This is a genomic window from Burkholderia sp. Bp8984, from assembly GCF_003853755.1.
Classification (GTDB): domain Bacteria; phylum Pseudomonadota; class Gammaproteobacteria; order Burkholderiales; family Burkholderiaceae; genus Burkholderia.
Window position 1 is genome coordinate 97,065 of the sequence record NZ_QTQN01000007.1, and the last position, 23,367, is coordinate 120,431.

Genomic DNA, 23,367 nt, shown 5'->3' on the forward strand with positions numbered 1-23,367 from the left:
TTACATCGTGTTCGCCCGCGCCGCCACCCGCGCGAACAACGCGTCGAGGTCGAAGCCGGTCGTATCGATGCCGATCGTGTCGCGCAGGCACGCGCCCCACGCGGCCGCGTCGTCGAACGTGACGGTGCGCCCCGCGCCCGCCGCGTCGCGCAGCGTCAGCACGGTGTTGAACAGCGCCGCCCGGCCGTCCGGCAGCACGCGGCAGGCGATCAGGTCGTTGACGAAGATCGACTCGGGATAGGTCGACGTGAACCAGTTCGCGGCGTCGTAGTCGATCCACTCGGCCGGCTTCAGCGAAAACCGGTAGGTCGTCTGCCAGCCGTCGGGGATCTGGAACTGCATGTCGAATTCGCCGTCGACCGGCGCGTCGACGACGCGAAACGCCCCATGCGGCGTCAGCTGCCGCTCGCCCGGCACGAAGCGCAGCGGCGCGGTGAGCGTCGCGCTGCCGAAGCCGATGTCGGCGAGCCACGCCGCGCCGTCGAGATCGATGCGCAGCAGCATGTGGGTCTGCGCGGTGACGAGCTCGGGCGGCCGCATCCAGCGCACGCGCGCGATCAGCGGCGTCACGCGAAAGCCGATCGTCGTGAGCGCGGTGTAGAAGAGCTTGTTGAGTTCGAAGCAGTAGCCGCCGCGGCGGCGCCCGACCACCTTGTCGACGATCGCGGGCAGGTCGAGCGCGACGCGCGCGCCGGTCAGCGGATTGAGGTTTTCGAACGGAATGGCCTGCGGCTGCAGCAGGTGCAGCCGTCGCAGCACGTCGAGCGTCGGCTCGGCCGGGCCGTCGTAGCCGATGCGGGCGAAGTAGCGCGAGAGGTCGAACGAGTCAGTCATGAACCGGCACCGGAAACGGGGAACACGCCACGATAGCATCGAGCGATATCCCCATGTTGCGCGGGGCCATCCCGGATCGCCGCGCGCGCGGCCGGCGCCGCAGCGGGTGCGGCCGCGTTACGGCAGCAGCTTCAGCGCGGACGACGCGACCGACGGCACCGCAATGCCCTGGCTCGTCGCGAACTGCACGGCCTGGCTGAGCGTCGACGCGAGCGACTGCAACTGGCCCGGCGCGCTTTGCGCGATATACGACGCGGCCTGCATGTTCTGCGGATTCAGGCCCGACTGCAGCAGCGATGCCGCGCTGGTCGAACCGAGATTACCGAGCCCCGACTGCAGCTGCGAGTACTGCGTCAGACCCTGGCCGAGCGATGCCAGACCGTTGCTGAACGCCTGCTTGTCGATCGGGCCGTGCGACGCCCCGCCGCTCGCGAACGCCTGGCCGAGCGCCTGCGACACCGACTGCTGCGCGCCGCCCATCTGCGACAGCGCGGCCGGCGTCAGCGCATTGCCGCCGCCGAGCAGGCCGGCTGCCTGCTGCGCCTGACCGGCCGCGCCGGTGAGCCCCATCGCCGACGCGAGCGACGACTGCCCGACCAGCACCTGCTGGTTCGCGCCGACGTACGCCTGCATCAACTGCGCGACGCCGCCCTGCGCGGGTGCGGCCTGCTGTTGCCCGCCGCCGAGCAGCGCCGAGCCGATCGACTGGAGGTCGAGTTGTGCATGGGCGGTGCCGTTCACGCCGAGCATGATGCCGAAGGCGATGCCCGCCGATGCCAGGTGCTTGCCCGTCGCGCGAATGTGCTTCATGTGTTTCCCTCGTGCCCGAATATGTTTGAGGCCGATATTGTCGAAGCGCGCCGCGCGCCGCCGCAACGACTGAAACACATCGATACGAAATCGCCCGGCACGACCGTCGCCCGGCGCGCGGATTCATCCGGATTTGCCGCGTGATATAGGGCTGGCGCCGCGATTCGTTCCTGCATCGCGGCAATCCCGGCGACGCCCGGTATGCGCCGGCGCTGCGCCGGTGTCGGCCGGCGCTGTTGTGCGACAGCGTGATGCCCGGCGCACGAATGGCAGGATTAGCCAGCGCGTTTCGAGGTGTGGAAACGAACCGGGCGGCACGCGGCCGCCCGGTTCGTCACTTGCGTTCGGCGTGTGTCACCGGCCCGCCGGCCGTCGCATTACGCAGCCATCCAGCCCGGCAGCCGCCGGCCGACCCAGTCGGCCGCCTGCTCGTAGCCGCGCGCGAGCTGCAGCACGGCGAGATCCGCGCGCGGCCGGCCGATCAGCTGCATCCCCATCGGCAACCCCGCATCGTTGAAGCCCACCGGCACGCTGATCACCGGGCAGCCGGCCAGCGTCCACGGCACGACCGTTTCCATCCAGCGGTGGTAGGTATCCATCGCGCGGCCCGCGATTTCCTTCGGCCAGCGCTGCTCGACGTCGAACGGGAACACCTGCGCGGTCGGCGCGGCGATGAAGTCGTAGCGATCGAAGAAGCCCAGCACGGCCTGGTGCCACGCGGTGCGCTCGACGCTCGCGTCGAACACCTCGGCCCCCTGCATCGCGAGCAGCCCTTCGACCTCGTAGATCGCCTCGGGCTTCAGCAGCGCACGCCGTGCCGGGTCGCGATAGTGCGCGAGCAGCCCGCCGCCGGACAGCAGGTGCCGATGCGCGAGCCACAGCCGCCAGATGCGCTCCGGTGCGAACGCCGGCAGCGCGGCATCGACGTCGCAGCCGATCTCGCGCAGCGTCGCGAGGCCCTGTTCGCACTGCGCGAGCACGCCCGGCTCGGTCGCGAGATAGCCGTTCCAGTCGCCGACCCACGCGATGCGCTTGCCGCGCAGGTCCGTGTCGAGCGGCTTCGCGAACACGGCCGGATCTTCCGCGAGCGACAGCGGATCGTTCGAGTCGTAGCCGGCCTGGATCGCGAGCAGCTGCGCGACGTCGCCGACCGTGCGGCCCATCGGCCCTTCGATGCCGAGCTGCTGCATGAACACGTCGACGCCTGGCCAGCGCGGCACGCGGCCCTGCGACGGACGCAAGCCGTAGATGTTGCAGAACGCGGCCGGATTGCGCAGCGAGCCGCCGAAGTCGCTGCCGTCCGCGACCGGCAGCATGCGCGCGGCCAGCGCCGCCGCCGTGCCGCCGCTGCTGCCGCCCGCACTCTTCGTCAGGTCGTACGGATTGCGCGTCGCGCCGTGGATTTCGTTGAACGTATGCGAGCCGAGGCCGAACTCCGGCGTGTTGGTCTTGCCGATGAAGATCGCGCCCGCCGCGCGCATCCGGCCGACGCCGACCGAATCGGCCTGCGGCACGTGATCGCGGAAGATCGGCGAGCCGTAGGTCGTGCGCAGCCCTTTCGTCATCGCGAGATCCTTCGGCGCCTGCGGCATTCCGTGCAGCCAGCCGTGGTACTCGCCGCGGGCGAGTGCCGCGTCCTTCTGCGCCGCTTCGGCGAGCAGCGTGGCGCGATCGCGCAGCGAAATCAACGCGTTCACCGCGCCGTTCACGCGCTCGATGTGATCGAGATACGCACGCATCGTCTCGACGCACGAGACCGCCTTGCCGCGGATCGCCGACGCGAGTTCGCCGGCCGACAGGCGCACGATCGGGTCGACTGTGATGGAAGCGGGTGCGAGAAGCTGCGGGGCGCCATGCGGCATGCGAGGTCTCCTGGAATCGGAATGGAATGGCGGGCCGCAGCGTGGCGGCGGTCCGTCCCGAACGATCTGGACAGCCCGGGAGAAGGCCGCGCCGCGGCCGATGCACTACTCTACGCGACGCCGGATCGCCGACCTCCGATATTTTCCGCCGCGATTCATTGAGGATCCGACTAAATCGGCGTGGTGCGCCACTCGACGGCCCGCCCCGGGCCGCCGCGCGGCCGGTCAGTGAAAACGTTTATGCGCATAAACTTAAATTTCTTATATTTCTAATAGGCGCGGCGGACGTTGACGACATTTTTACGCGGCCGCCCGATCTCTTTAGGTCGGGCGATCCGGCGCCGCGCTACGCTGCAAACATCTCGATTCCGGAGCATCTCCCATGCTCAAACTGCTGGTTCCGGTCGGCCATTCGCCGCGTTCGCTGCAGGCGGTCCGCCATGCGACCTTCCTGTATCGCGAACGCTGCGCGTCGGAAATCGTGCTGATCAACGTCCAGCCGCCGCTCGAAGCGACGCGGCTCGAGGCATTTCACTCGCTGTCGCGACTGCGCTCGATCGAGGACCAGTTCGCGTGCGACGATCTGGCGACGGCCGAGCGGGTGCTGCGGGAAGCCGGCGTCCGATACAGCGTCGTGAAGAAGGTCGGGCCGGTGGCCGACACGATCGCGGCCGTTGCGGCCGAGACGGGCTGCGACGAAATCGTCGTCGTCGCGCCGCGGCACGATCCGTTTCATCAGATGCTGTCGATGTTCGGTCGCAGCATGATGGGCCGCCTCGTGCGGATTTCGAACGTGCCGGTGACGGCGGTCAGATGAGCGGCACGCGATGCGGCGCTTGCCGCTTCTTACTTGATGACCTTGCGCCAGAACACGAGATAGGTCGCGGCTGACGATGCAACCAGCAGAATCGCCCACATCGGCGCGAGACTGATCAGGACGGACGATACGTTAAGCATTTGGATTCCTCACTAATTCGATAGCGATGTTCAATACGTACCCGCTGCATTCGGAGCCGCAGCGCCCATCGCCTGCCGCGCATCGCGTTCCGTTGAAACATGCATTCATGCTATCGCTCTGACCGCCGGCACGACCGTCTCGCCCTGCCCGCCGTCTGACATTCGTCAAGCTCGCGTCAATCGCGCGGCGGTGCGGGCGGCCAACGTGCCTTTTCGTCGTCCGCACGGTAAAAACGGGACGCGATCAACCGGGCCTATCGTCATTTCTGCAGACGTTTACCGGGGGAAGCCCCAAGTGCTTCGAGAAACGTCTCCGCGTTACGCTTGAGCGACGAGGAGACGAACCATGAGACGAGTCGTACACATCGCTTTTTTCGCGCTGCTGGTCTATCTGATCGGCGATCGCGCACTGCTGCACGCGCAAGGCCGCGATGCCAGCCCGACCGCCTGCTCGCAGGGCGCCGAGCAGGTGAAATACGCCGCGCTCGGCAAGGGCTTCGGCAGCGCGGCGGCCGACAGCCAGAGCGAAGCGTTCATGTCGAGCTGCCTCGTGTCCGGGCGCGGTAATCAGGACGTCGCGGTGGCGGCCCGTTGAGGCCGACCGGGCGCCGCGCCGGTCGCATGCGTGTCGCGGCGCCTGGGCGCCAACTGTGATCCGTGGCGCCTTCCGAGGTTCTTTCGCTTGCCACCGGCGGCATTGGCTCGCCGGTAGCGGCAGTACGAATACGCCAACCATCCGACGATCGCGGCGACCGATGAGCGTTCGCCGCGACACGTCACGCACGTCGCAGCGATAGCGACTTGCGCGAATCGCTCGGCACCGTCCATCGCTTCTCCTACCGGGTTCCCCCCGTCACGAGCACGCGAGCACGTCGTGCGCTCCCTTTCGTACCGCCGCTTCCCGCCCGTTAGCCGAGCCGGTTTTCCATCGCGTCAAGTTGCGTTCGGTTGCACCGCGTCTGGCGGCCGCATCCCGTAACCCGCCCGCCCCAGCCGCCCCTTCCTCCTGGGCATGCCAATTGCGACTCGATTGCCCCCTCCCCACGAGTCGCGATCATGAACGACAACGAGTCCCTCGATTCCGCGGAGCAGCGTCCGCGTGCCGCAACGTGGCTCCGCCGCCTCGGGCCGGGCCTCGTCACCGGTGCCGCGGACGACGATCCGTCCGGCATCGGCACGTACTCGCAGGCGGGTGCGCAGTTCGGCTTCGAATTGCTGTGGACGCTCTTGCTGACGTATCCGCTGATGACGGCGATCCAGCTGGTCAGCGCGCGCATCGGCCGCGTGACGGGCAAGGGCCTCGCGTCGAACATACGCACGCACTATCCCCCGTGGCTGCTCTACGTCACCGTCGTGCTGCTGATCGTCGCGAACGTGATCAACATCGCGGCCGACCTGTCGGCGATGGGCGCGGCGGTCAAGCTCCTGCTGAACGGCCCGCAAGAACTCTACGTCGTGTGCCTCGGCGGCGCATCGGCCCTGCTGCAGATCCTCGTGCCGTACGACCGCTACGCGCGCCTGCTCAAATGGACCGCGCTGGTCCTGCTCGCCTACGTCGCCGTGGCGCTCATCGTGCCCGTCCCGTGGGGCGAGGTCGGCCGTGCGCTCGTGTTGCCGCGCGTCCAGTACTCCGCCGCCTACCTGACCACGGTCATCGCCGTGCTCGGCACCACGATCAGCCCGTACCTGTTCTTCTGGCAGGCATCGCAGGAAGTCGAGGAACTGCGCGCGGTGCCGAACCAGCAGTCGTTGCGGCACGCGCCTCACCAGGCCCCCGCGCAGCTGCGCCGGATCAACTTCGATACGTGGGTCGGGATGGGCGTGTCGAACGTCATCGCGTTCTTCATCACGCTGACGGCCGCGGCCACGCTGAACCTGCACCACATCGACGTGAAGACGTCGGCGGATGCCGCGCGGGCGCTCGAGCCGATCGGCGGGCACTTCGCGTACGTGCTGTTCGCGCTCGGAATCATCGGCACCGGCCTGCTGGCGCTGCCGGTCCTCGCGGGGTCAGCCGCCTATGCGGCCGCGGGCACTTTCCGCTGGCGCAACAGCCTCGCGCTGCAATTCGGCGTCGCGCGCGAGTTCTATGCGGTCATCGCACTGGCGATCATCGGCGGCGTCGCGATCACGTTCATGCATTTCGACCCGATCCGCGCGCTCTACTGGAGTGCGGTCATCAACGGCGTGACCGCCGTGCCGATCATGGTCGTGATGATGCTGATGGCCCACAGCACGCGCATCATGGGCAAGTTCGCGATCACCGGCCTGCTGGCCTGGGGCGGCTGGCTCGCGACGTTCGCGATGGCGGTCGCGGCGTTGGGCGTGTTCGTGCCGGGTTGAGCAGGTGAAGCCGCGCCGGCCGGCGCGGCACCGGATACACCGGCGTCACGCGAGCCGGCACACGCACCGGCGACGCATGCCGCGGAACAGAAGGAGAACGCATCGTGGCGAAGAAAGCACCGGGATCGGCACGGCTGCCGTCCAGCGACCAGCGCGCGCAGATTCTCGCGCGCCTGCGCAGCCTCAAGATGGCGCGCTCGATACACACGTATACGCGCGGCAGCGCCGAGCGCTTCTACGCATGGCTCGCGGACCATCGCTCCGGCACCCTGCCCGACGGCCCCGCGGTGTGGATCGGCGGCGACTGCCATCTCGGCAATCTGGGGCCCGTCGCGGCGAAGACGGGCGAGGTTGCCGTGCAGATCCGCGATCTCGACCAGAGCGTGATCGGCAATCCCGTACACGACCTGCTGCGTCTCGGCTTCTCGCTCGCGACCGCGGCGCGCAGTTCCGATCTGCCCGGGATCATCACGTGGCGGATGGTCGAAGCGCTCATCGCCGGATACGAGCAGGCGTTCGACAGCCGGCACCGCGCCGAGACCAGTCACCTGCAACGCCCAGCCGCGATCAAGATCGCGATGAAGGCGGCGCTGCACCGATCGTGGCGCAAGCTCGACCGGCAGACGATCCAGAACGTCACGCCGCGCATTCCGCTCGGCAAACGCTTCTGGCCGTTGTCCGAGCGCGAGCGGAGCGCCATCCACGCGCTGTTCGAATCCACCCCGGATTCGTCGATCGGCGCGGCGCTCAGCCGCGCGCCACACCGCGACGCGAGGATGAAGGTGCTCGACGCCGCCTTCTGGGTAAAGGGATGCAGCTCGCTCGGACGGCGCCGCTTCGCGGTCATGCTCGATATCGACGACGCGTGTTCCGACGGCCATCCGCCGTATCTGATCGACATCAAGGAGGCCGCGGCGGCGAAGGCCCCGAAGGATCCCGGCGTGCGCATGCCGCGCGATCCCGCGCAACGGGTGCTCGAAGGCGCGCGGCACGTATCGCCGATGCTGGGCAGCCGGATGTGCGCGGCACGCCTCGACGGATGCCCCGTCGTCATACGCGAATTGATGCCGCAGGATCTGAAACTGGACGCGGAACGGATGTCGGAGGCCGATGCGGTCAAAGTCGCGCGCTATCTGGCGCTGGTGATCGGCAACGCGCATGCCGCGCAGATGGACCACGCGACGCAACGCGCGTGGTGCGGCGAGTTGCGGCGCCAGCACCCGAAGACGGCCGACGCGCCGTCATGGCTGTGGCGAAGCATCATCGAACTGATGGCCGCGCACGAAGAGGCGTATCTCGAACATTGCCGGCGCCATGTGGTCGGCAAGACGGTCCGTTGACGTCGCCGCCGGTCGTGCGTCGTTGCGATGGACGCACGATCGTGAACGACTCGGCCCGCGCGATCTCAGTCTTTCGCCGGACGGACCACCAGCTCGTTGAACCCGGTGAGCGCATCGTGCTCGCGGGAAAAACGATGCGCGGGCAACGATACGAGCAGGATCTCGGCGGTCGTGCGCACCACGCAGCCGCTCGCGACGTGGCCGCCCGAGACGCGGCCGTGCGCGTCGGACACCGCCATGTGCAGGTGCGCGCCGTCCGGCGAGACCGAACCGGCAAGCGTCAGGATCTCGAGATCGCCGCGCAGCTCGGTCGGCGCAGCGACGCCGGCATAGCGCAGCTGCGCGACGTTCAGGCTGCCGATGCCCTGGATCACGAATGCTGCATGCGCGTCGAGTCGACGCAACGCCTGCTCGATCGACGCGCGCAGATCGTCGCCGGGGGAAAGACGCAGAGGATGGGCTTGCATGGGCGGTAACCTGCTGATGGAGTCGGGGGTAGGCAAAGCGTACGTTCGACACGGCAATCCGGCAAGCCGCCGACCGGATCGGCCGCCGCGCCTGCGTCGCGACTACGGGAACGATGCCGATGCGTCATTCGTTCGCACCGGACACGCCGCGTCACCCGCATCACCCGCGACGATCGCGCGCGAGCAACCCGTACAGCGCGCTGTCCGACACCTCGTCGCCGACGATCCAGCGTTCGCGCAGCACGCCTTCCCTGACGAACCCGAGCCGTTCGAGCAGCGCGGCGGATGCGACGTTGCGCGGATCGATGTCGGCCTCGATGCGGTTCAGGCGCAGCGTGCCGAACGCGTGGTCGATGACCGCCGACGCGGCCTCGCGCATATAGCCGCCACGCCAGTAGCGGCGCCGCAGGCTGAAGCCGATTTCCGCACGCCGGCATTGCTCGTGCGCATGAAACAGCACGCATTCGCCGAGCACGTCGCCGGTGTCCCGGGCTTCGAGCACGCAGACGAGATCCTGGCCGCTGGCGGTCGTCGCGAGGTTGCGCGCGACGCGCTCGGCGGCCTGCCGCCAATCCGTGAGCGGCGCGAACGACGAATAGCGCATCGCCTGCGCATCGGACCAGAGGTCGAAGAACGCGTGAGCGTCCGTGTCGCGAAGCGGACGCAGGACGAGTCGGGACGTATGCAGCGTGACGGGTTCGAACAAGGGCATCGCAGCGGCCGGGGAAAAAACGCAAGCATGAATTAGAACACGCTGTCCGGAGGCCGGCCATCGCGTGCGTTCGCGCTGTCCGGCACGCACGATCCGCTGCCCGAAACGAAAAAAGCCCGGACACATCGTCCGGGCCTTCCACATCGCCTTTGCCACGCGCCGCGCTTATGCCTCGAGCGCTTCGAGCACCTTCCCCTTCGTCTCGATCCCGACGAAATGAACGGTCACGGCGGCGATCAGCGGCACGATGCCGATCAGGTAGAACGCCGGCGCGAGATTGCCGCCGATGATCGCGTGCGGAACGATCATCGGCGCCGCGAACGACGCGATCTTCAGCCACGCGCTGCCGAGCCCGCAGCCCGACGCGCGGATGCTCGTCGGATACTGTTCCGGCGTATAGACGTACGCGGTGATGAAGCCCGATGCCATCAGCCCCAGCGACAGCGAGCAAAAGGTCGCGACGACGTACACCGACGACGCGTGGTAGATGCCCGCGAACGCCAGCGACAGCGCGCACAGCACGAACGACCACACGATCACCGGCTTGCGGCCGAGCTTGTCGACCAGCAGCGCGGACGCGAGTGAACCGAGCACGCCCATCACCGAGCCGATCACCGCGAGATTCAGCGCGAGCTGCAGCGGCGCGTGATAGAAGTTCTTGTAGATCGTCGGCAGCCACGTGGACAGCCCGTACTGGATGAACCCGCAGGTCGCCCACAGCGTCGCCACCGCGAGCGTGCGCTTGCGATACGCGGCGCTGAACAGGTCGCTCATCCGGCGCTTCGGGTGCTGGCGCACCATCTCGTCGTACGCGGCCACCTGCGTGACCGGCGGCAGTTCGCCGCGCACCGACGCTTCGAACACGCCGACCGCACGCCCGGCTTCCGGGAGCCGCCCGCGCGACGCGAGCCAGCGCGGCGATTCCGGCACCAGACGCGTGAGTACCAGCGCGAGAATCAGCGGCAGCCCGCCGACGAAATACATGATCTCCCAGCCGAACCGCGGCACGAGCCACGCGCCGAGCGCCATCGATACCAGCAGGCCGATCGGGAACACGATTTCGTACAGCAGCACGAAGCGGCCGCGGCCGTGCGCGCGCGTGATTTCGTTGATGTACGTCGCCGCGACCGGCAGCTCGCCGCCGAGGCCGAGCCCCTGCAGGATCCGCAGCAGCACGAACACCTCGAACGTCGGCGCGAAGCCGCACGCGATGCTGGTGATGCCGATCACGGCGGAACTCCACGCGATCGCCTTCACGCGGCCATGCTTCTCCGCGAGCGCGGGAAACAGGAATGCGCCGATCAGCTGACCGATCGCGCCGGACGCGATCAGCATGCCGATCTGCGTCGGCGACAGCCCCCACTTGTGAATCAGCAGCGGCAGCGTCGCCGCGATCGTGATCACGTCGAAGCCGTCGAAGAACGTCGCGGTGCCGATCAGCACGCGCGCGCGGATCTGCATCGCGTTGGCCGGAAGCCGCTCGAGCCGCGCGATGATCGCGCCGGGCGTGGAGGCGGCAGCTTCCATCGTGGCCCTGCCGGCCACGACGTTGTCGAAAGTGCTCATGCGAGGTGTCTCCTGGGTCTTTGTACCGGTTTCGCCGGTCAGGCAAGCGCTTGGGTCGTGTCCGCCAGGGCTTCCGTGTTCACTGCCCGGCCCTGGTTCATCCACTTGCGTGCGAGCTTGAGCTCGCGCGCGTTGTTGATGGCGATGACACCTCTCACATGTCCGTCGCCCACGAAAAACAGCGTCGCACGTCGCGCGGCGAGATCGCCGCGCACGACGAGCTGCGCATCGGCCGGCAGATCGCCGAGGATCTGCAGGTTCACGTCGTATTGATCGGACCAGAACCACGGAATCTCGGCGTACGGCGCGCGCACGCCGAGCACGGCCTTCGCGGCCGCGATCGCCTGGTTCTGCGCGTTCGCCCACGATTCGAGCCGCACGCGCCGCTTCAGCCAGCCGTTGTGATGGTTCGCGACGTCGCCGCACGCGAAGATCGCCGGATCGCTGGTCGCGCCGAACTCGTCGACCACGATGCCGTCGTCGACTGCGAGGCCCGCGTCGCTCGCGAGTGTCGCATTCAGCGCGAGGCCGATGCCGGCCACCGCGAAATCGGCGTCGATCGTCGTGCCGTCCGCAAGCGTCGCGCGCACCTTCGATGCGTCGTCCGGCTGCGCGTCGAGCGATGCGAGCGCCGCGCCGAGGCGCACGTCGACACCGTTCGCGCGATGCAGGTCGAGCAGGAAGTCCGACACGACCTGCGGCACCGAGCGGCCGCACAGCCGCGGCGCGCCTTCGACGACCACCGCTTCGACGCCGAGCTTGCGCGCGGTCGCCGCGACCTCCAGGCCGATCCAGCCGCCGCCGATCACGAGCACACGCCGGCTCGCGCGCAGCTTCTCGCCGAGCGCGGCCGCTTCGTCGAGCGTACGCAGGTAATGCAGGTTCGGGGTCCTGACGATCGAGTCAGGCAAGCGGCGCGACGTGCCGCCGGTCGCGATCACGAGGCGGTCGTATTCGACTTCGAGGCCGCTTTCGATTTTCACCACGCGGCGCGCACGGTCGATCGACACCGCGCGTTCCGGCTGCCATGCCTCGACGTTCAGCGCGGCGAATTCGTCCGGGCGCACGACGCGCACGGTCTCGATGTCCGCGTCGCCGGCCAGCACGGCCTTCGACAGCGGCGGACGCTCGTACGGCAGATGCGGCTCGTCGGCGATCATCACGAGACGGCCCGCGAAGCCTTCCGCGCGCAGCGTCTTCAGCACCCAGCCGGCGGCCTGGCCGCCGCCGATCACGACGACCGTGCGAGGCGCGGCCGGTTCCTGCGAGTTCGTTGCGCTCATGATTTGCGCTCCGTCATGAACTTGCCTTCCGGCGCCTTCGCATTCTTCTGCCGGCGCGTGTTGCCGTCGAGGCCGCCGTCGACGGCCCATTCGGCGAACACGGTCGGGCCCGGTTCGAATTCGCGCGGCTGCCATTCGGGCGTCAGCACGTCTTCGTCCGCGTAGTACTCGATCAGCGCGCCGGCCGGGTTCTGGAAGTACCAGAAATACGCGGACGACACCGGATGACGCCCCGGGCCGAGCTGCGTTTCCCAGCCGCAGCGGTCGATGTGCATGCCGCCGCCGAACACTTCGTGGATGTCGCGCACGGTGAACGCGACGTGGTTCAGGCCGCGCTTGCCATTGGGCAACGCGAGCAGGAACAGGTCGTGGTGGCCGCCGTGCGGCGCGCAGCGCATGAACGCGCCGCGGCCCGGATAGCGGTCCGACGTCTCGAAGCCGAGCAGCTCGTGATAGAACTTCTCCTGCGCGTCGAGGCAGTTCGTGAAGAACACGACGTGGCCGACCTCGACCGGCTCGGCGCGCGCATAGATCGGGCTCGGCTGGTCGACCCGAGCCGTCCGGCCCCACACGTTCGACGGCGAGCCGGTGATGTCGAGTGCGCGCTTGCGCGTCACCTCGATGCGGATCGCCATCCCGTTCGGATCGATGCAGCCGACCGCATCGTCCTGCGCGTAATAGCCGGGCTGGCCGGCCAGCTTCGTGCGCAGTGCGTCGACTTCCTGCTGCGTCGCGACGCCCCACGTGACTTCGCGCAGCGTCGGGCCCGCTTCGAATGCGGGCGGCAGCGACGGATCGTCGGCCTTCACGACCAGCACGGTGCAGCCGTTCAGCGTTTCGAAACGTGCGCGCGTGTCGTCGTGCGCGACTTCCTTCAGGCCCCAGTCGGCGAAAAAGCGCCGGCACGTCGCGAGGTCGTCGACACCGTACGTGATCTGCTCGATACCCAAGATGCTCATTGCGTCATTCCCCTTCGCTCAGTTCGCCCACGGCAGCGGCGCGTCGTTCAAGCCCCAGTAGAGGCTCTTCTGCTGCATGTACTCGCGGATGCCGAGACGGCCCTTCTCGCGGCCCATCCCGCTCTCCTTCCAGCCCGAGAACGGCGTGGAGATCGAAAACAGCTTGTACGTGTTGATCCAGACGGTGCCCGTCTCCAGCGCCCGCGCGATGCGCCATGCGCGCTTGTAGTCGCGCGTCCAGATGCCGGCGGCGAGGCCGAACACGCTGTCGTTCGCCTGCGCGATCAGCGACGCTTCGTCGTCGAACGGCATCGCGACCAGCACCGGCCCGAAGATTTCCTCCTGGCAGATGCGCGCGCTGTTCGGCAAGCCTTCGAGAATCGTCGGCTGGTAGAAGAAGCCGTCCTCGCGCCCGTCGCCCGACGGCCGTTCGCCGCCGCACAGCAGGCGGCCGCCTTCCTCCAGCCCGAGCGCGACGTAGCGTTCCACCGATTCACGATGCTTCGCGGTGATCAGCGGGCCCATCTGCGTGTCGGGCCGCGTCGGGTCGCCCACGCGCAGCTTGCGTGCGCCCGCGACCAGGCGCTTCATGAACGCGTCGTATACCGAGCGCTGCACGAACAGCCGCGAACCCGCGATGCACGCTTCGCCCGACGAGCTGAAGATGCCGTACAGCACGCCGTTCACCGCGTGATCGAGATCCGCGTCGTCGCATACGATCGTCGGCGACTTGCCGCCGAGTTCGAGCGATACGGGCATCAGCTTTTCCGCCGCGATGCGCGCGATGCCGCGGCCCACTTCGGTGCCGCCGGTAAACGACACTTTCTTCACGAGCGGATGGCGCACCAGCACGTCGCCGATCACCGAGCCCTTGCCCGGCAGCACGCTCAGCACGCCCTTCGGCACGCCGGCTTCCTCGCAGATGCGGGCCAGCGCGAGCGACACGAGCGGCGTCACCTCGGCCGGCTTGAGCACCACCGCGTTGCCGCCGGCGAGCGCGGGCGCGAGCTTCTGCGCGTCGGACGCGATCGGCGAATTCCACGGCGTGATCGCCGCGATCACGCCGATCGGCTCGTGCACGCTCATCGTCAGGTAGTCGCCGCGCGACGGCGTCAGTTCTTCGTCGAGCGTTTCCAGGCACGCCGCGAAATAGCGGAACGTGTTGGCCGCACTCGCCACCAGCACGCGCGTCTCGCCGATCGGCTTGCCGTTGTCGCGGCGCTGCAGGTTCGCGAGCGCCTCGTGACGCTGCATGATCAGGTCGGCGATCCGGTACAGCACCAGCGCGCGCTGGTGCGGCTTGAGGCCGGCCCAGTCGGCGCGCCGCCACGCGGCGTCGGCGGCCACGACGGCGTCGGCCGCGTCTTCCGCGTTCGCCGTCGAGACTTCCATGTTCAGCGACTGGTCGGCCGGATAGATGCTCGCGTAAGGCGCGCCGCGGCCGCGCCGCCACTCGCCGCCGATCAGGATGTCGCCGTTGGGTACGAGGCTCGTATCGAATGGAGTCATGTCACAAGTCCCACAAATCTGTCTCTGCGCAGCCGCCCGCGCCGTGGCGCCGGCGGCCGTTCAATGGCCCGAATGGCCGCGTCGGCCTGGTTGTCCGGGTTGTCTGCCTGCTCAGATCACGCAGCGGGCCGCGCGGTTGCGCAGCGCGCGGATCGCGCTGTACGCGGTCAACGCGGACGTCTTCGGGTTGTCGGGCAACGGCTTGCCGCTCATTTCGAGCGACATCTCGCCGAACGCGCCGCGCGCGGTGATGCGGTGCACGTTGCGTTCGACCGCCGGGTCGGCGATCAGGCGCACGTGCGTCGCGTCGAGGCCGAGGCCCGCGAGCGCGACCGTCGCCGCGACGTTCGCGTTCTTCGGATACAGGCGCGCGGCGTCGCGCGCACTGCCTTCGAAGATCACCTTTTCCCCGGTCATCGCACGCAAGTCGCACAGCTCCTCGGCGGGCGTGCCGAGCCAGCCGAGCGGCGGCTTGCGGCCGACGTACAGCACTTCGTCGAGGCCGCCCTGCTTCGCGGACGCCAGCGCGTCGATCCCGCCGATCGCGCCGGACAGCAGCGTCACCGTCGTGCCGCCCTCGTCGGCCGCCTGCGACAGCACGTCGAGCAGCGCGAGGTCGGACAACGCGCCGATCGATGCGACCGCGCAGTCGGTGCCGGCCTTCAGCAACGGCACGACGTGATCGACGAGTGCGCTGTGACCGGCGCATTCGAGCGCGAACTCGGGGCGGCGAGCCAGCGCGTCGACCGACGACACGACCTCCACCGCACCGCCGAGCTCGCGCTGCACCGCGTCGCGCTGATGCTCGGGCACGATCACGTGCGCGACGCGCAACGACGCATCGTGCTCGACCGCGTGATACACGGCGGCACCGATCGCGCCGAAGCCGATCATCGCGACGTCGACGGGCGCATGCCCGTGTCGCTGGCCGTTATGCATACTGGCGCTCCGACGGCGTCTCTTCCTTCTTCACCGGCGGGCCCGCGAACTGCGATGCGAACGAGCCGACCGACAGCATGTCGACTTCGACCATCACCGGCCCTTCCTTCGCGATCCCTTCGCGCACGATCGCTTCCGCCTGGTCGAGCGACGTGATCCGGTAGTGCGTGAGGCCGAAGCTCGCGCAGAACTGCGCGAAATCCGGCTGGTGCAGCTGCACGAAGCAGCGGCGGCCGCCGTAGTGCGCGTCCTGGATGTTGCGGATCACGCCGTAGCACTGGTCGTTCATCAGCACGATCATCACGTTCGCGTTTTCCTGCACGGCCGTCACGAGCTCGCCGACGTTGACCATCAGGCCGCCGTCGCCGACCAGGCAGACCGTCTTCGCCGCCGAGCCGGCCAGCGCCGCGCCGATGCCCATCTGGATGCCCTGGCCGATGCCGCCGCCGAGCGCATGCACGCCCGCGCGCGGTTCGAAGATCTTCAGCAGGCGGTTGCCCCACGTGCTGTTCGAGATCGTCACGTCGCGCACCCAGTTGTAGTCGCGGCCCACCGCGCCCTGCAGCGTATCGACCAGCTGCTTGTACGGCCCGAGGCCTTCCGCCACGCTCGCGACGGCCGCTTCGCGCGCCGCCGCGAGATCGGCCGCGAACCGCGGATCGACCGACAGGCGGCCTTCGAGGCGATCGGCCAGCTCGGCCAGCACGCGCTTCGAATCGCCGTGCACGAACAGCTCGTTGCGATAGCCGCGGTTGTCGGCGAGCGCGTCGGCGTCGACGCGGAACAGCGGCTGCGGCAGCGCGAGCTTGTACTTCAGCGTCTCGTTGCCGCGCAGGCGCGAGCCGACCACGACGAGCGCGTCGCAGGTCTTGTAGAACGCTTCGACCGCCGAATGCACGTTGAACGCGCCGAGCGTCGCCGGATGATCCTCGGGCAGCACGCCGCGGCCCTGCACGCTCGTCACGACGCCGAAGCCGAGCTTCACCAGGCGTTCGACTTCCGCACGCGCATGACGCGCGCCGCCGCCGAGCCACAGCAGCGGACGGCGCTTGGCCGCCAGCGCGTCGGCGAGCTTCGCGACGCGTGCGTCGTCGTGCTCGCGCACCGCGACGTGCGCCGGCGCGAGATCTTCCGGCCATTCGATCTCGGCGGCCTGGATGTCGATCGGGATCTCGACCGACACGGGGCCCGTCGGCGCCGTCTGCGCGATGCGCACGGCTTCGCGGATCGTCGGCAGCACGGTCTCGACCGTGCGCACGCGGAACGCGGCCTTCGAGATCGCATCGAGCATCGTGAGCTGGTCCGGCGCTTCGTGGATGTACGCCAGATCCTGGTCGAGGTACGGCGTCTCGATCTGCCCCGTGATGTGCAGCAGTGCCGTGCCGGCCGTCAGCGCCTCGACCATCGCGCCGGCCGCGTTGCCCGCCGCCGTGCCGGTGCTCGTGAACGCGACACCGAGGCCGCCCGACACGCGGGCCAGCCCGTCGGCCATGTTCACCGCGCCCGCTTCGCCGCGCGCGCCGACATACCGGATGTTGCCGCGCGAGTTGATCGCGTCGAGGATCGGCATGTTGTGGATCGAGATGACACCGAATGCGGTTTTGACGTCGCACTGCTCGAGAAAGGCGGCAATCAGCTCGCCAACCGTGGTTTTTTTAGACATGGCGTGCAAAGCCTCCAGAAACGTCGATATGGCTGCCCGTCGTGTAGGACGACAGATGCGTTGCGAGATAAAAAAGTGCCCAGGCTGCCTCGTCGGGCTTGCCGAAGCGGTTCAGCGGAATGTTCTTCTTGCGGGCGAGCGCGCCCGTCCAGTCCTCCCAGCTTTCGCCGGCCGGCGCCTGCGCTTCGTACCGGCGGCGCCACTGCCCCGACTCCACGATGCCGATCAGGATCGAGTTCACGCGGATGCGCTGCGGCGCGAGTTCGGTCGCGAGCGACTTCACGAGGCTCAGCACGCCCGCCCGCGCCGACGACGTCGCGACCATGTGCGGCTCCGGCTGCAGCGCGAGCAGCGAATTCACGCAGGTGATCGTCGGCGCGGCCGCATCGCGCAACAGCGGCAGGAATGCGCGCGTCGGGCGGATGATGCTGAAGTACTTCAGTTCGAGTTCTTCGCGCCATGCGTCGTCGGTCGTGTCGGCGAAAGTCGACACGCGGCCCTGGCCTGCGTTGTTGACGAGCATGTCGGCGCGGCCGAAGCGGTCGGACACCGCCTGCGCGAACGCGGCCACGTCGGCTTCGTCGAGCACGTTGCAGCGCACCGCGAGCAGCGGCGCGCCCGGATATTTCTCGCCGAGCATCGCCTCGGCGCGCGCGAGACGCTCGCCGTCGCGGCCGCAAATCGCGACCGACGCGCCGGCCTGCAGGAACCGTTCGGCAGTCGCGAGGCCGATGCCGGACGAACCGCCCGTCACCACCGCCACCTGCCCGGTCAGATCGATCTGAATCATCGCAGTCCTAAAGCCTTGAGAAACGTGTGCTCGTCATCCGAGCGGTAATTGAGCCGCCGCGACAGTTCCGCCGCCGCGCGCTGCACCTTGTCGATCAGGCCGTCGGCGATCAGCGCCGCGTCGATCTCCGGCCGCGGCACCGTCACCGTGATGCATGCGACGATCCTCTGCGTGTCGTTGCGCACCGGCGCCGTGACCACCGAGATGCCGCGCTCGAACGACGAATTGCTGACGCCGTAGCCGCGCAGCGCATCTTCCCGGATCACTTCGTACAGCGCGTCGACCGTTTCCGGCGTCGCGCTCGTCATCCGGTTCAGCGTGCCTTCCGGATACAGCGCCCGCAACTCCTTCTGCGACAGGTCGCCCATCAGCACGTGGCCGTGGGTCGTCGCATGCGCGGGCAGCCGCGTGCCGACGTTCACACGAATCGAGCTGAACACCGGCGACTGGCTCTGCGCCTTCGCGACGAACACCACGTCGCGGCCGTCGCGGATCACGATGTGCGTCGTGAAGCCGGTCGCATCGCGCAGGCTCTCGATCACCGGCAGGCCGAGATCGGTCAGCTCGAGCGAGCTCAGGTATTCGAAGCCGAGCCGCAGCACGGCGATGCCGAGCTTGTAGTTGCGATCCTTGTCCGCACGCTCGAGAAAGCCGAGCGATTCGAGCGTCTGCAGCAGACGGAACACCGTCGTGCGCGGAATGCCGAGGCGCTTGGACAGTTCCGGCGCGCCGAGCACCGGCTCGCGCGGCGAGAATTCGGCGAGGATCCGCAAACCGCGTTCGAGGCCCGGCACCACGTAGTTGGCCTCGGACTTCGCGGTGTCCGCATCCTGTTGTTGCAACGGTTCGCTCATGATGCCTCCGGTCGGGCCGCCCCAGGGGCACGTTGAAATGCATGTCGGGATCGGGCGGGCTGCGCGCCCCCAAGCGAACGAATGTGAGCGTGGAGGTAGTTCATTCCAGCCCCTGTTGACGGTCGCATTGACGGCAGAACGTATCGATCAGCGACGAATACACGGCCGGCGCTTCCACGTAGCCCGCATGACCGGCCTGCGGAATCACCTGCAGCCCGACGTGCGCGGCAGCGGCGATCCGCTCGCAGGCAGCCGGCGGCGTGATCGCGTCGTTCGCGCCGACCGCCACCGCCGTGCGGCCGCGAAAGCCGGCGAGATCGGACGCGAGATCGGCGTTCGCGAGCAGATGCGTGGCCTGCGCATAGCCGGCCGGCACGATGCGCGCCATGTTCCAGCGCACCCATGCACGCGCATCCTCGCTCGCGAAACCCGACAGCATGTTGCCGCTGCGCTGTTCGGCAAGCCCGGCCGGGCCGAGTTCGTCGAGCATCGCGAGGCGTGCATCGCGGCGCGTGTCGCGCGTTTCCGCGGGCGCGCTGCCGTAGCCGCCCGCGGGCGAGATCAGCAGCAGGCCGGCGATCCGCGCGGGCATCACGCGGGCCAACCCGCCCGCGACGATCGCGCCGAGCGAATGCCCGACCAGCACGCAGCGTTCGATGCCGAGTGCCTCGAGCCACGCGTTCAGCGACGCCGCGTAATCGGCGGCCGCCGGCGACGCGCCGTGCACGGGTGTCGACACGCCGTAGCCGGGCGCATCCCAAGCGAGCACGCGGCGCGACGAGCCGAGCGAGTCGAGCTGGCACACCCACGATGCGGCGCCCGAGCCGATCCCGTGCAGCAGCACGACGGGCAGCGCGCGGCCCGCATGCTGCGCGCCGGCCTCGCGATAACCGATCGTGCCCGCCGCGCCGGCCGCGCAGCGCTGTTCGGGAAACTGCCCGAGCAGCGCGGCGAACGCCGCGGTGCGGTCGCGTTCACGTTTGTCGATGACACGCATTGCTTGCTCCGCCCCGTCTCAGCGCTTGATCTTCGCGAGCGGCGAATCCGGCGGATACGTCGGCGTGATGGGCTTCGGCGAACCGAGCATCACGCACATCAGCGCGTCTTCCTCGCCGATGTTGATTTCCGTGCGGTACACGCCCGGCGGCACCGAGATCAGGTCGCGCTCGCCGAGGATCGCTTCCCAGGTCTCGCCGTCGCGCTCGCAGATCACCTTCATCTTGCCGCGCAGCACGAAGAAGATTTCTTCCACGTCGATATGGATGTGGCTCGGGCCGATGTTGCCGGCCGGAATGACCATCGTCGAGAACGTGAAGTTGCCGGCCGGCACCGTGTTGACGTCCTTCGCGACGCCCGTGCCGCCCGTGCCGACGTAGCGCATCTGCGCACGGCGGTACTTCGGGTCGTAGTCGGCCTGGAACTTCAGTGCGTCCCAGTCGTAGCGCCGCGTCGCGTAGCGCGCGACGCGCCCTTCCATCCAGTCGTTGAAGCTTGCGCCTTCCGGCTGGTCCCACGACTTGCGTTCGAGATCGGCGTCCGCCATCGTCCTCTCCTTCATCAGAGTGAAAACTTCAAATCAATTCATTACGAAGCCGCCGTTTACCGGCAGCAATTGACCCGTCACGAAGCGCGCGCCGTCCGACAGCAGGAACAGCACGGGGCCCGTCACGTCCTCGGGCACCTGCGCGCGCGTCAGCGCGCGGCCCTGCATGTAGAACGCGTGGCGTTCCGCCGGCACGTAGGCCGTCGCCTCGACTTCGGTGAGCCCCGGCGCGATCGCGTTGACCGTCACGCCGTGCGCACCGAACTCGCGCGCCTGCGCATGCGTCATCGCGATCACGGCGCCCTTGCTGGCGACGTACGCGAGCAGCTTCGGCGCGCCCCACAGCGCGGTGTCCGATGCGAGGTTCACGATCGCGCCGCGGCCCGATTGCGCGAGGTATGGCAGCGCCGCATTGCTCACGAGCCAGACGCCGCGCACGTTCACGTTCATCACGGCATCCCAGGTCGACACGTCGAGCTCCGTCGACAGCTTGCCGCCCGAGTTCGTGATCGCCGCGTTGTTGATCAGTGCGTCGATGCCGCCGAGCGCCGCCGCGCCCTGCGCGACGAAAGCCGTGACGCTCGCCGGATCGGCCAGGTCGAGCGTGAAGAAATGCGCGGTGTGGCCGGCTTGCGTGAGCTGCGCGGCCAGCGCGCGGCCCTCTTCGGCGAGCACGTCGCCGAACGCGACCTGCGCGCCCGCTTCGACGAGCGCCTTCACGAACGCGGCGCCGAGACCGCGCGCGCCGCCCGTGACGAGCACGCGGCGCCCCGGCAGAGACACGACCGGAGCGACCTCAGCCATTCGCGGGCTCCGCCGCGGCGTGCGCCGCGCGATGCGCGTCGAGCGCGGACAGGTGTTCCTGCGCGCGCTGGCGCAGCATCCGGCGCACGCGCGTGATGCCGACGTCGTGCTGGTACAGGTATTCGTGATCGCGCGCGTGCGGCGCGAGGCTTTCGAGAACGTAGCGGTCCTGCTCGAGCACGTCCCAGTGCAGGCCCTCGAGGCGGTTGCGGTACATGAAGCGCCACACGTCGCGCTGCCAGCCGCTGACCTTGCGCGTACGCCAGAAGTAGACCTGGCAGTTGTCGCCGTCGACCGGCGTCGCGAAGCCGATGATCCCGAAGTTGCCGCCCGGGCCGAACTTCTGCTTGTACGGAATCGCGAGGCGCATCCACAGGCAGCCGGTTTCGCCGAGCTCGACCCAGTCGAAGTTCACGTCGCGCTGGCCGATCTTCTCGAACATCAGGCCCGTTTCCGTCTTGCGCACACGCATGTCGGCCTGCTTGTCGCCTTCGGCCATCGAGTGCGACGTCGCGTGCAGGTACGCGCCGTGCATCGGGTCCATCACGTTGTCGATCGCGTACTGGTAATTGCACTTCCAGTTCGACACGCACAGGAAGTGCGCGTATTCGTCGGCGACCAGTTCTTCCGGCAGGTTCAGCGGCGCCGGCTCGCCGTGCGCTTCGTCGCCGAACCACAGGAAGATCGCACCGGCCTTCTCTTCGACCGGATACGACTTCACGCACTTCGTGCCTTCGAGCGGACAGTTCGATACGGCCGGCACGCGGTTGACCGTGCCGCCGCCGTCGACTTCGATGCCGTGATACCAGCACGCGATGCTGCCGCCGAGGTTCCATCCGAGCGACAGGCGCGCGCCGCGGTGCGGGCAACGGTCTTCGAGCGCATGGACCTTCCCTTCGTGATCGCGCCACAGCACGATCTGCTCGGACAGGCGCGTGAGGCCAACGGGCGCGTTCGACACCTGCCAGCTCGGGGCGACGGGATACCAGTAGTTCTTGATGCCGCGGTCGAGGTAGTCGCGGACCGGGTCGTGTTGTGTTTCGTTTTGTGCGGGGGACGTCATCAGTGTGCTCCGGATGCGGTTGTCGGGTCGGCGCTCAGGCGTGCGGCGCGGTCGGTGCGCTCATTCCGCCAGCGAGGCCATTTCGGCGCGGAAGCGCTCGGGCGTCCACGCCGTGCCGTCCGGCGCGCGGAAGCCGATGCGGTTCAGGCCCGCGACGACCTCGTCCAGCTCGGTCGCGCCGCTCTCGAACACGCGTTCGAGCGCGTCGCCCAGATCGTTCTCGTACTGCGTCGGCTCGGCCTTGCGGTTTTGCCAGATGCGGTTCTCGACCTGGCCCGGGATCTCGATCTGCCCCTTGCCGGCGACGTTGTTCGGCTGCGGCGCCACCCACGGCTTCAGGAACGGATTGAAGTTGACGGTCGCTTCTTTCATCGGTTACTCCACCTTGATCTGGATTTCCTCGCCAGCCAGGCGCACCGCGTACTGCTTCAGCGCGCGCCCGCCCGGGCCCTTCAGGCATTCGCCCGTCTTGATGTCGAACACGGCCTCGTGCAGCGGACATTCGACCGTGCCTTCGTCGACGAAACCCTGCGTCAGCAGCGCGTAGGCATGCGGGCACACGTTCTCGAGCGCATACACCTCGTCGCCGACGCGGTAGATCCCGATTTCGACGCCGTCGGTCCGCTTGAACTCGATCGGCGTGTCTTCCGACAGCGCGCCGGCGTGCCCGGCACAAACCCATTGTTCAGACATCTCACACCCTTCCTTCTGATCGACTCTCGGTTCGCCCCGGGTTTGTTCCATACCCGGAACAGCAGTTTATGGATGGTGATTATAGAAGTGACTTCCCACGAGTAAAACAAAAAGCTGCACGTCCTAGGGAAAACACCGACCGCCGGGTCGACGATCGCCGCCACTCATCTTCCAAAAGGTGATTTTTTGTTTAGTGGCGGGGATTTAAGTCCTTTTTTCAGGACGCTCGGTCCCGTGTTGCGGATCGTCACCACCCGCATCCGGCCCGATAAATTTATTTTTGATCCGGCGCGCGACACCTCTATACTTCATTCCATCAGAGGCACATTGTTCCTTATATGGAACATTAAAAATGCCCGCCCGGTGGTGAAGAACG

23 protein-coding genes are annotated in these 23,367 nt (G+C 68.1%); 4 read left to right on the forward strand and 19 right to left on the reverse strand.

Features of this window, described 5'->3' with window-relative positions; all coding sequences use genetic code 11:
* From DID98_RS09860 to DID98_RS09870, 3 genes are all read right to left on the reverse strand, one after another.
* Window positions 1-834: an arylamine N-acetyltransferase gene (locus tag DID98_RS09860; RefSeq protein WP_124488167.1), complete on the reverse strand. Its 834-nt coding sequence runs from the start codon at window positions 832-834 to the stop codon at window positions 1-3.
* Between the two features lie 117 nt (window positions 835-951).
* The gene (locus DID98_RS09865) at window positions 952-1,644 is read right to left on the reverse strand and encodes a hypothetical protein (RefSeq protein WP_044843190.1); all 693 of its coding nucleotides are present in this window, start codon (window positions 1,642-1,644) and stop codon (window positions 952-954) included.
* Between the two features lie 377 nt (window positions 1,645-2,021).
* Window positions 2,022-3,506 carry an amidase gene (locus DID98_RS09870; RefSeq protein WP_124570638.1) on the reverse strand — a complete coding sequence of 495 codons (1,485 nt, stop codon included), beginning with the start codon at window positions 3,504-3,506 and terminating at the stop codon, window positions 2,022-2,024.
* A 382-nt stretch (window positions 3,507-3,888) separates the two neighbouring features.
* Here DID98_RS09870 and DID98_RS09875 point away from each other — a divergent pair, with 382 nt between their 5' ends.
* The 4 genes from DID98_RS09875 to DID98_RS09890 all read left to right on the forward strand — a co-directional run bounded on the left by DID98_RS09875 (window position 3,889) and on the right by DID98_RS09890 (window position 8,146).
* Complete coding sequence (locus tag DID98_RS09875) at window positions 3,889-4,323, forward strand: universal stress protein (RefSeq protein WP_044843188.1); 435 nt, start codon at window positions 3,889-3,891, stop codon at window positions 4,321-4,323.
* Between the two features lie 486 nt (window positions 4,324-4,809).
* A complete protein-coding gene (locus DID98_RS09880) occupies window positions 4,810-5,058 on the forward strand; it encodes an adhesin (protein ID WP_124520772.1) in 249 nt (82 codons plus the stop codon).
* A 461-nt stretch (window positions 5,059-5,519) separates the two neighbouring features.
* Window positions 5,520-6,806 carry an Nramp family divalent metal transporter gene (locus tag DID98_RS09885; protein ID WP_124570639.1) on the forward strand — a complete coding sequence of 429 codons (1,287 nt, stop codon included), beginning with the start codon at window positions 5,520-5,522 and terminating at the stop codon, window positions 6,804-6,806.
* A gap of 104 nt (window positions 6,807-6,910) precedes the next feature.
* Complete coding sequence (locus tag DID98_RS09890; protein WP_124570640.1) at window positions 6,911-8,146, forward strand: DUF2252 family protein; 1,236 nt, start codon at window positions 6,911-6,913, stop codon at window positions 8,144-8,146.
* A 65-nt stretch (window positions 8,147-8,211) separates the two neighbouring features.
* Here DID98_RS09890 and DID98_RS09895 read toward each other — a convergent pair whose 3' ends face one another.
* The 16 genes from DID98_RS09895 to DID98_RS09970 form a co-directional block, all read right to left on the reverse strand.
* Window positions 8,212-8,613, reverse strand: coding sequence for a PPC domain-containing DNA-binding protein (locus DID98_RS09895; protein ID WP_124520778.1), 402 nt, complete (start codon window positions 8,611-8,613; stop codon window positions 8,212-8,214).
* 160 nt (window positions 8,614-8,773) lie between these two features.
* A complete protein-coding gene (locus DID98_RS09900) occupies window positions 8,774-9,325 on the reverse strand; it encodes a GNAT family N-acetyltransferase (RefSeq protein ID WP_124570641.1) in 552 nt (183 codons plus the stop codon).
* 165 nt (window positions 9,326-9,490) lie between these two features.
* Complete coding sequence (locus DID98_RS09905) at window positions 9,491-10,891, reverse strand: MFS transporter (protein ID WP_044843182.1); 1,401 nt, start codon at window positions 10,889-10,891, stop codon at window positions 9,491-9,493.
* A 38-nt stretch (window positions 10,892-10,929) separates the two neighbouring features.
* A complete protein-coding gene (locus DID98_RS09910; RefSeq protein WP_044843181.1) occupies window positions 10,930-12,174 on the reverse strand; it encodes an NAD(P)/FAD-dependent oxidoreductase in 1,245 nt (414 codons plus the stop codon).
* A complete protein-coding gene (locus DID98_RS09915; RefSeq protein ID WP_124520782.1) occupies window positions 12,171-13,133 on the reverse strand; it encodes a VOC family protein in 963 nt (320 codons plus the stop codon). Before DID98_RS09915 ends, DID98_RS09910 begins: the two co-directional genes overlap by 4 nt.
* Window positions 13,134-13,151: 18 nt before the next feature.
* Complete coding sequence (locus tag DID98_RS09920; protein ID WP_044843179.1) at window positions 13,152-14,642, reverse strand: aldehyde dehydrogenase; 1,491 nt, start codon at window positions 14,640-14,642, stop codon at window positions 13,152-13,154.
* 111 nt (window positions 14,643-14,753) lie between these two features.
* Window positions 14,754-15,581 (reverse strand): aspartate dehydrogenase, encoded by an 828-nt coding sequence (locus DID98_RS09925; RefSeq protein ID WP_044843178.1) that lies wholly within the window; start codon window positions 15,579-15,581, stop codon window positions 14,754-14,756.
* Complete coding sequence (locus DID98_RS09930) at window positions 15,574-17,244, reverse strand: thiamine pyrophosphate-binding protein (RefSeq protein WP_124570642.1); 1,671 nt, start codon at window positions 17,242-17,244, stop codon at window positions 15,574-15,576. Before DID98_RS09930 ends, DID98_RS09925 begins: the two co-directional genes overlap by 8 nt.
* On the reverse strand, window positions 17,237-18,034 hold the full coding sequence (locus DID98_RS09935) for an SDR family oxidoreductase (RefSeq protein WP_124488178.1): 798 nt from the start codon (window positions 18,032-18,034) through the stop codon (window positions 17,237-17,239). The genes DID98_RS09930 and DID98_RS09935 overlap by 8 nt, the downstream gene beginning before the upstream one ends.
* A complete protein-coding gene (locus DID98_RS09940) occupies window positions 18,031-18,888 on the reverse strand; it encodes an IclR family transcriptional regulator (protein ID WP_124570643.1) in 858 nt (285 codons plus the stop codon). The genes DID98_RS09935 and DID98_RS09940 overlap by 4 nt, the downstream gene beginning before the upstream one ends.
* Before the next feature lie 100 nt (window positions 18,889-18,988).
* Window positions 18,989-19,885 carry an alpha/beta fold hydrolase gene (locus DID98_RS09945; RefSeq protein ID WP_124520789.1) on the reverse strand — a complete coding sequence of 299 codons (897 nt, stop codon included), beginning with the start codon at window positions 19,883-19,885 and terminating at the stop codon, window positions 18,989-18,991.
* Window positions 19,886-19,903: 18 nt separating this feature from the next.
* Window positions 19,904-20,431 carry a cupin domain-containing protein gene (locus DID98_RS09950; RefSeq protein ID WP_034180369.1) on the reverse strand — a complete coding sequence of 176 codons (528 nt, stop codon included), beginning with the start codon at window positions 20,429-20,431 and terminating at the stop codon, window positions 19,904-19,906.
* A gap of 33 nt (window positions 20,432-20,464) precedes the next feature.
* Window positions 20,465-21,235, reverse strand: a complete 771-nt coding sequence (locus tag DID98_RS09955; protein WP_124570644.1) for an SDR family oxidoreductase — start codon at window positions 21,233-21,235, stop codon at window positions 20,465-20,467.
* Window positions 21,228-22,298, reverse strand: coding sequence for an aromatic ring-hydroxylating dioxygenase subunit alpha (locus DID98_RS09960; protein ID WP_124570645.1), 1,071 nt, complete (start codon window positions 22,296-22,298; stop codon window positions 21,228-21,230). Before DID98_RS09960 ends, DID98_RS09955 begins: the two co-directional genes overlap by 8 nt.
* A 60-nt stretch (window positions 22,299-22,358) precedes the next feature.
* Window positions 22,359-22,670: a recombinase-like helix-turn-helix domain-containing protein gene (locus DID98_RS09965; RefSeq protein WP_044843171.1), complete on the reverse strand. Its 312-nt coding sequence runs from the start codon at window positions 22,668-22,670 to the stop codon at window positions 22,359-22,361.
* Window positions 22,671-22,673: 3 nt separating this feature from the next.
* A complete protein-coding gene (locus DID98_RS09970) occupies window positions 22,674-22,991 on the reverse strand; it encodes a non-heme iron oxygenase ferredoxin subunit (RefSeq protein WP_006758060.1) in 318 nt (105 codons plus the stop codon).
* Window positions 22,992-23,367: the final 376 nt, after the last annotated feature.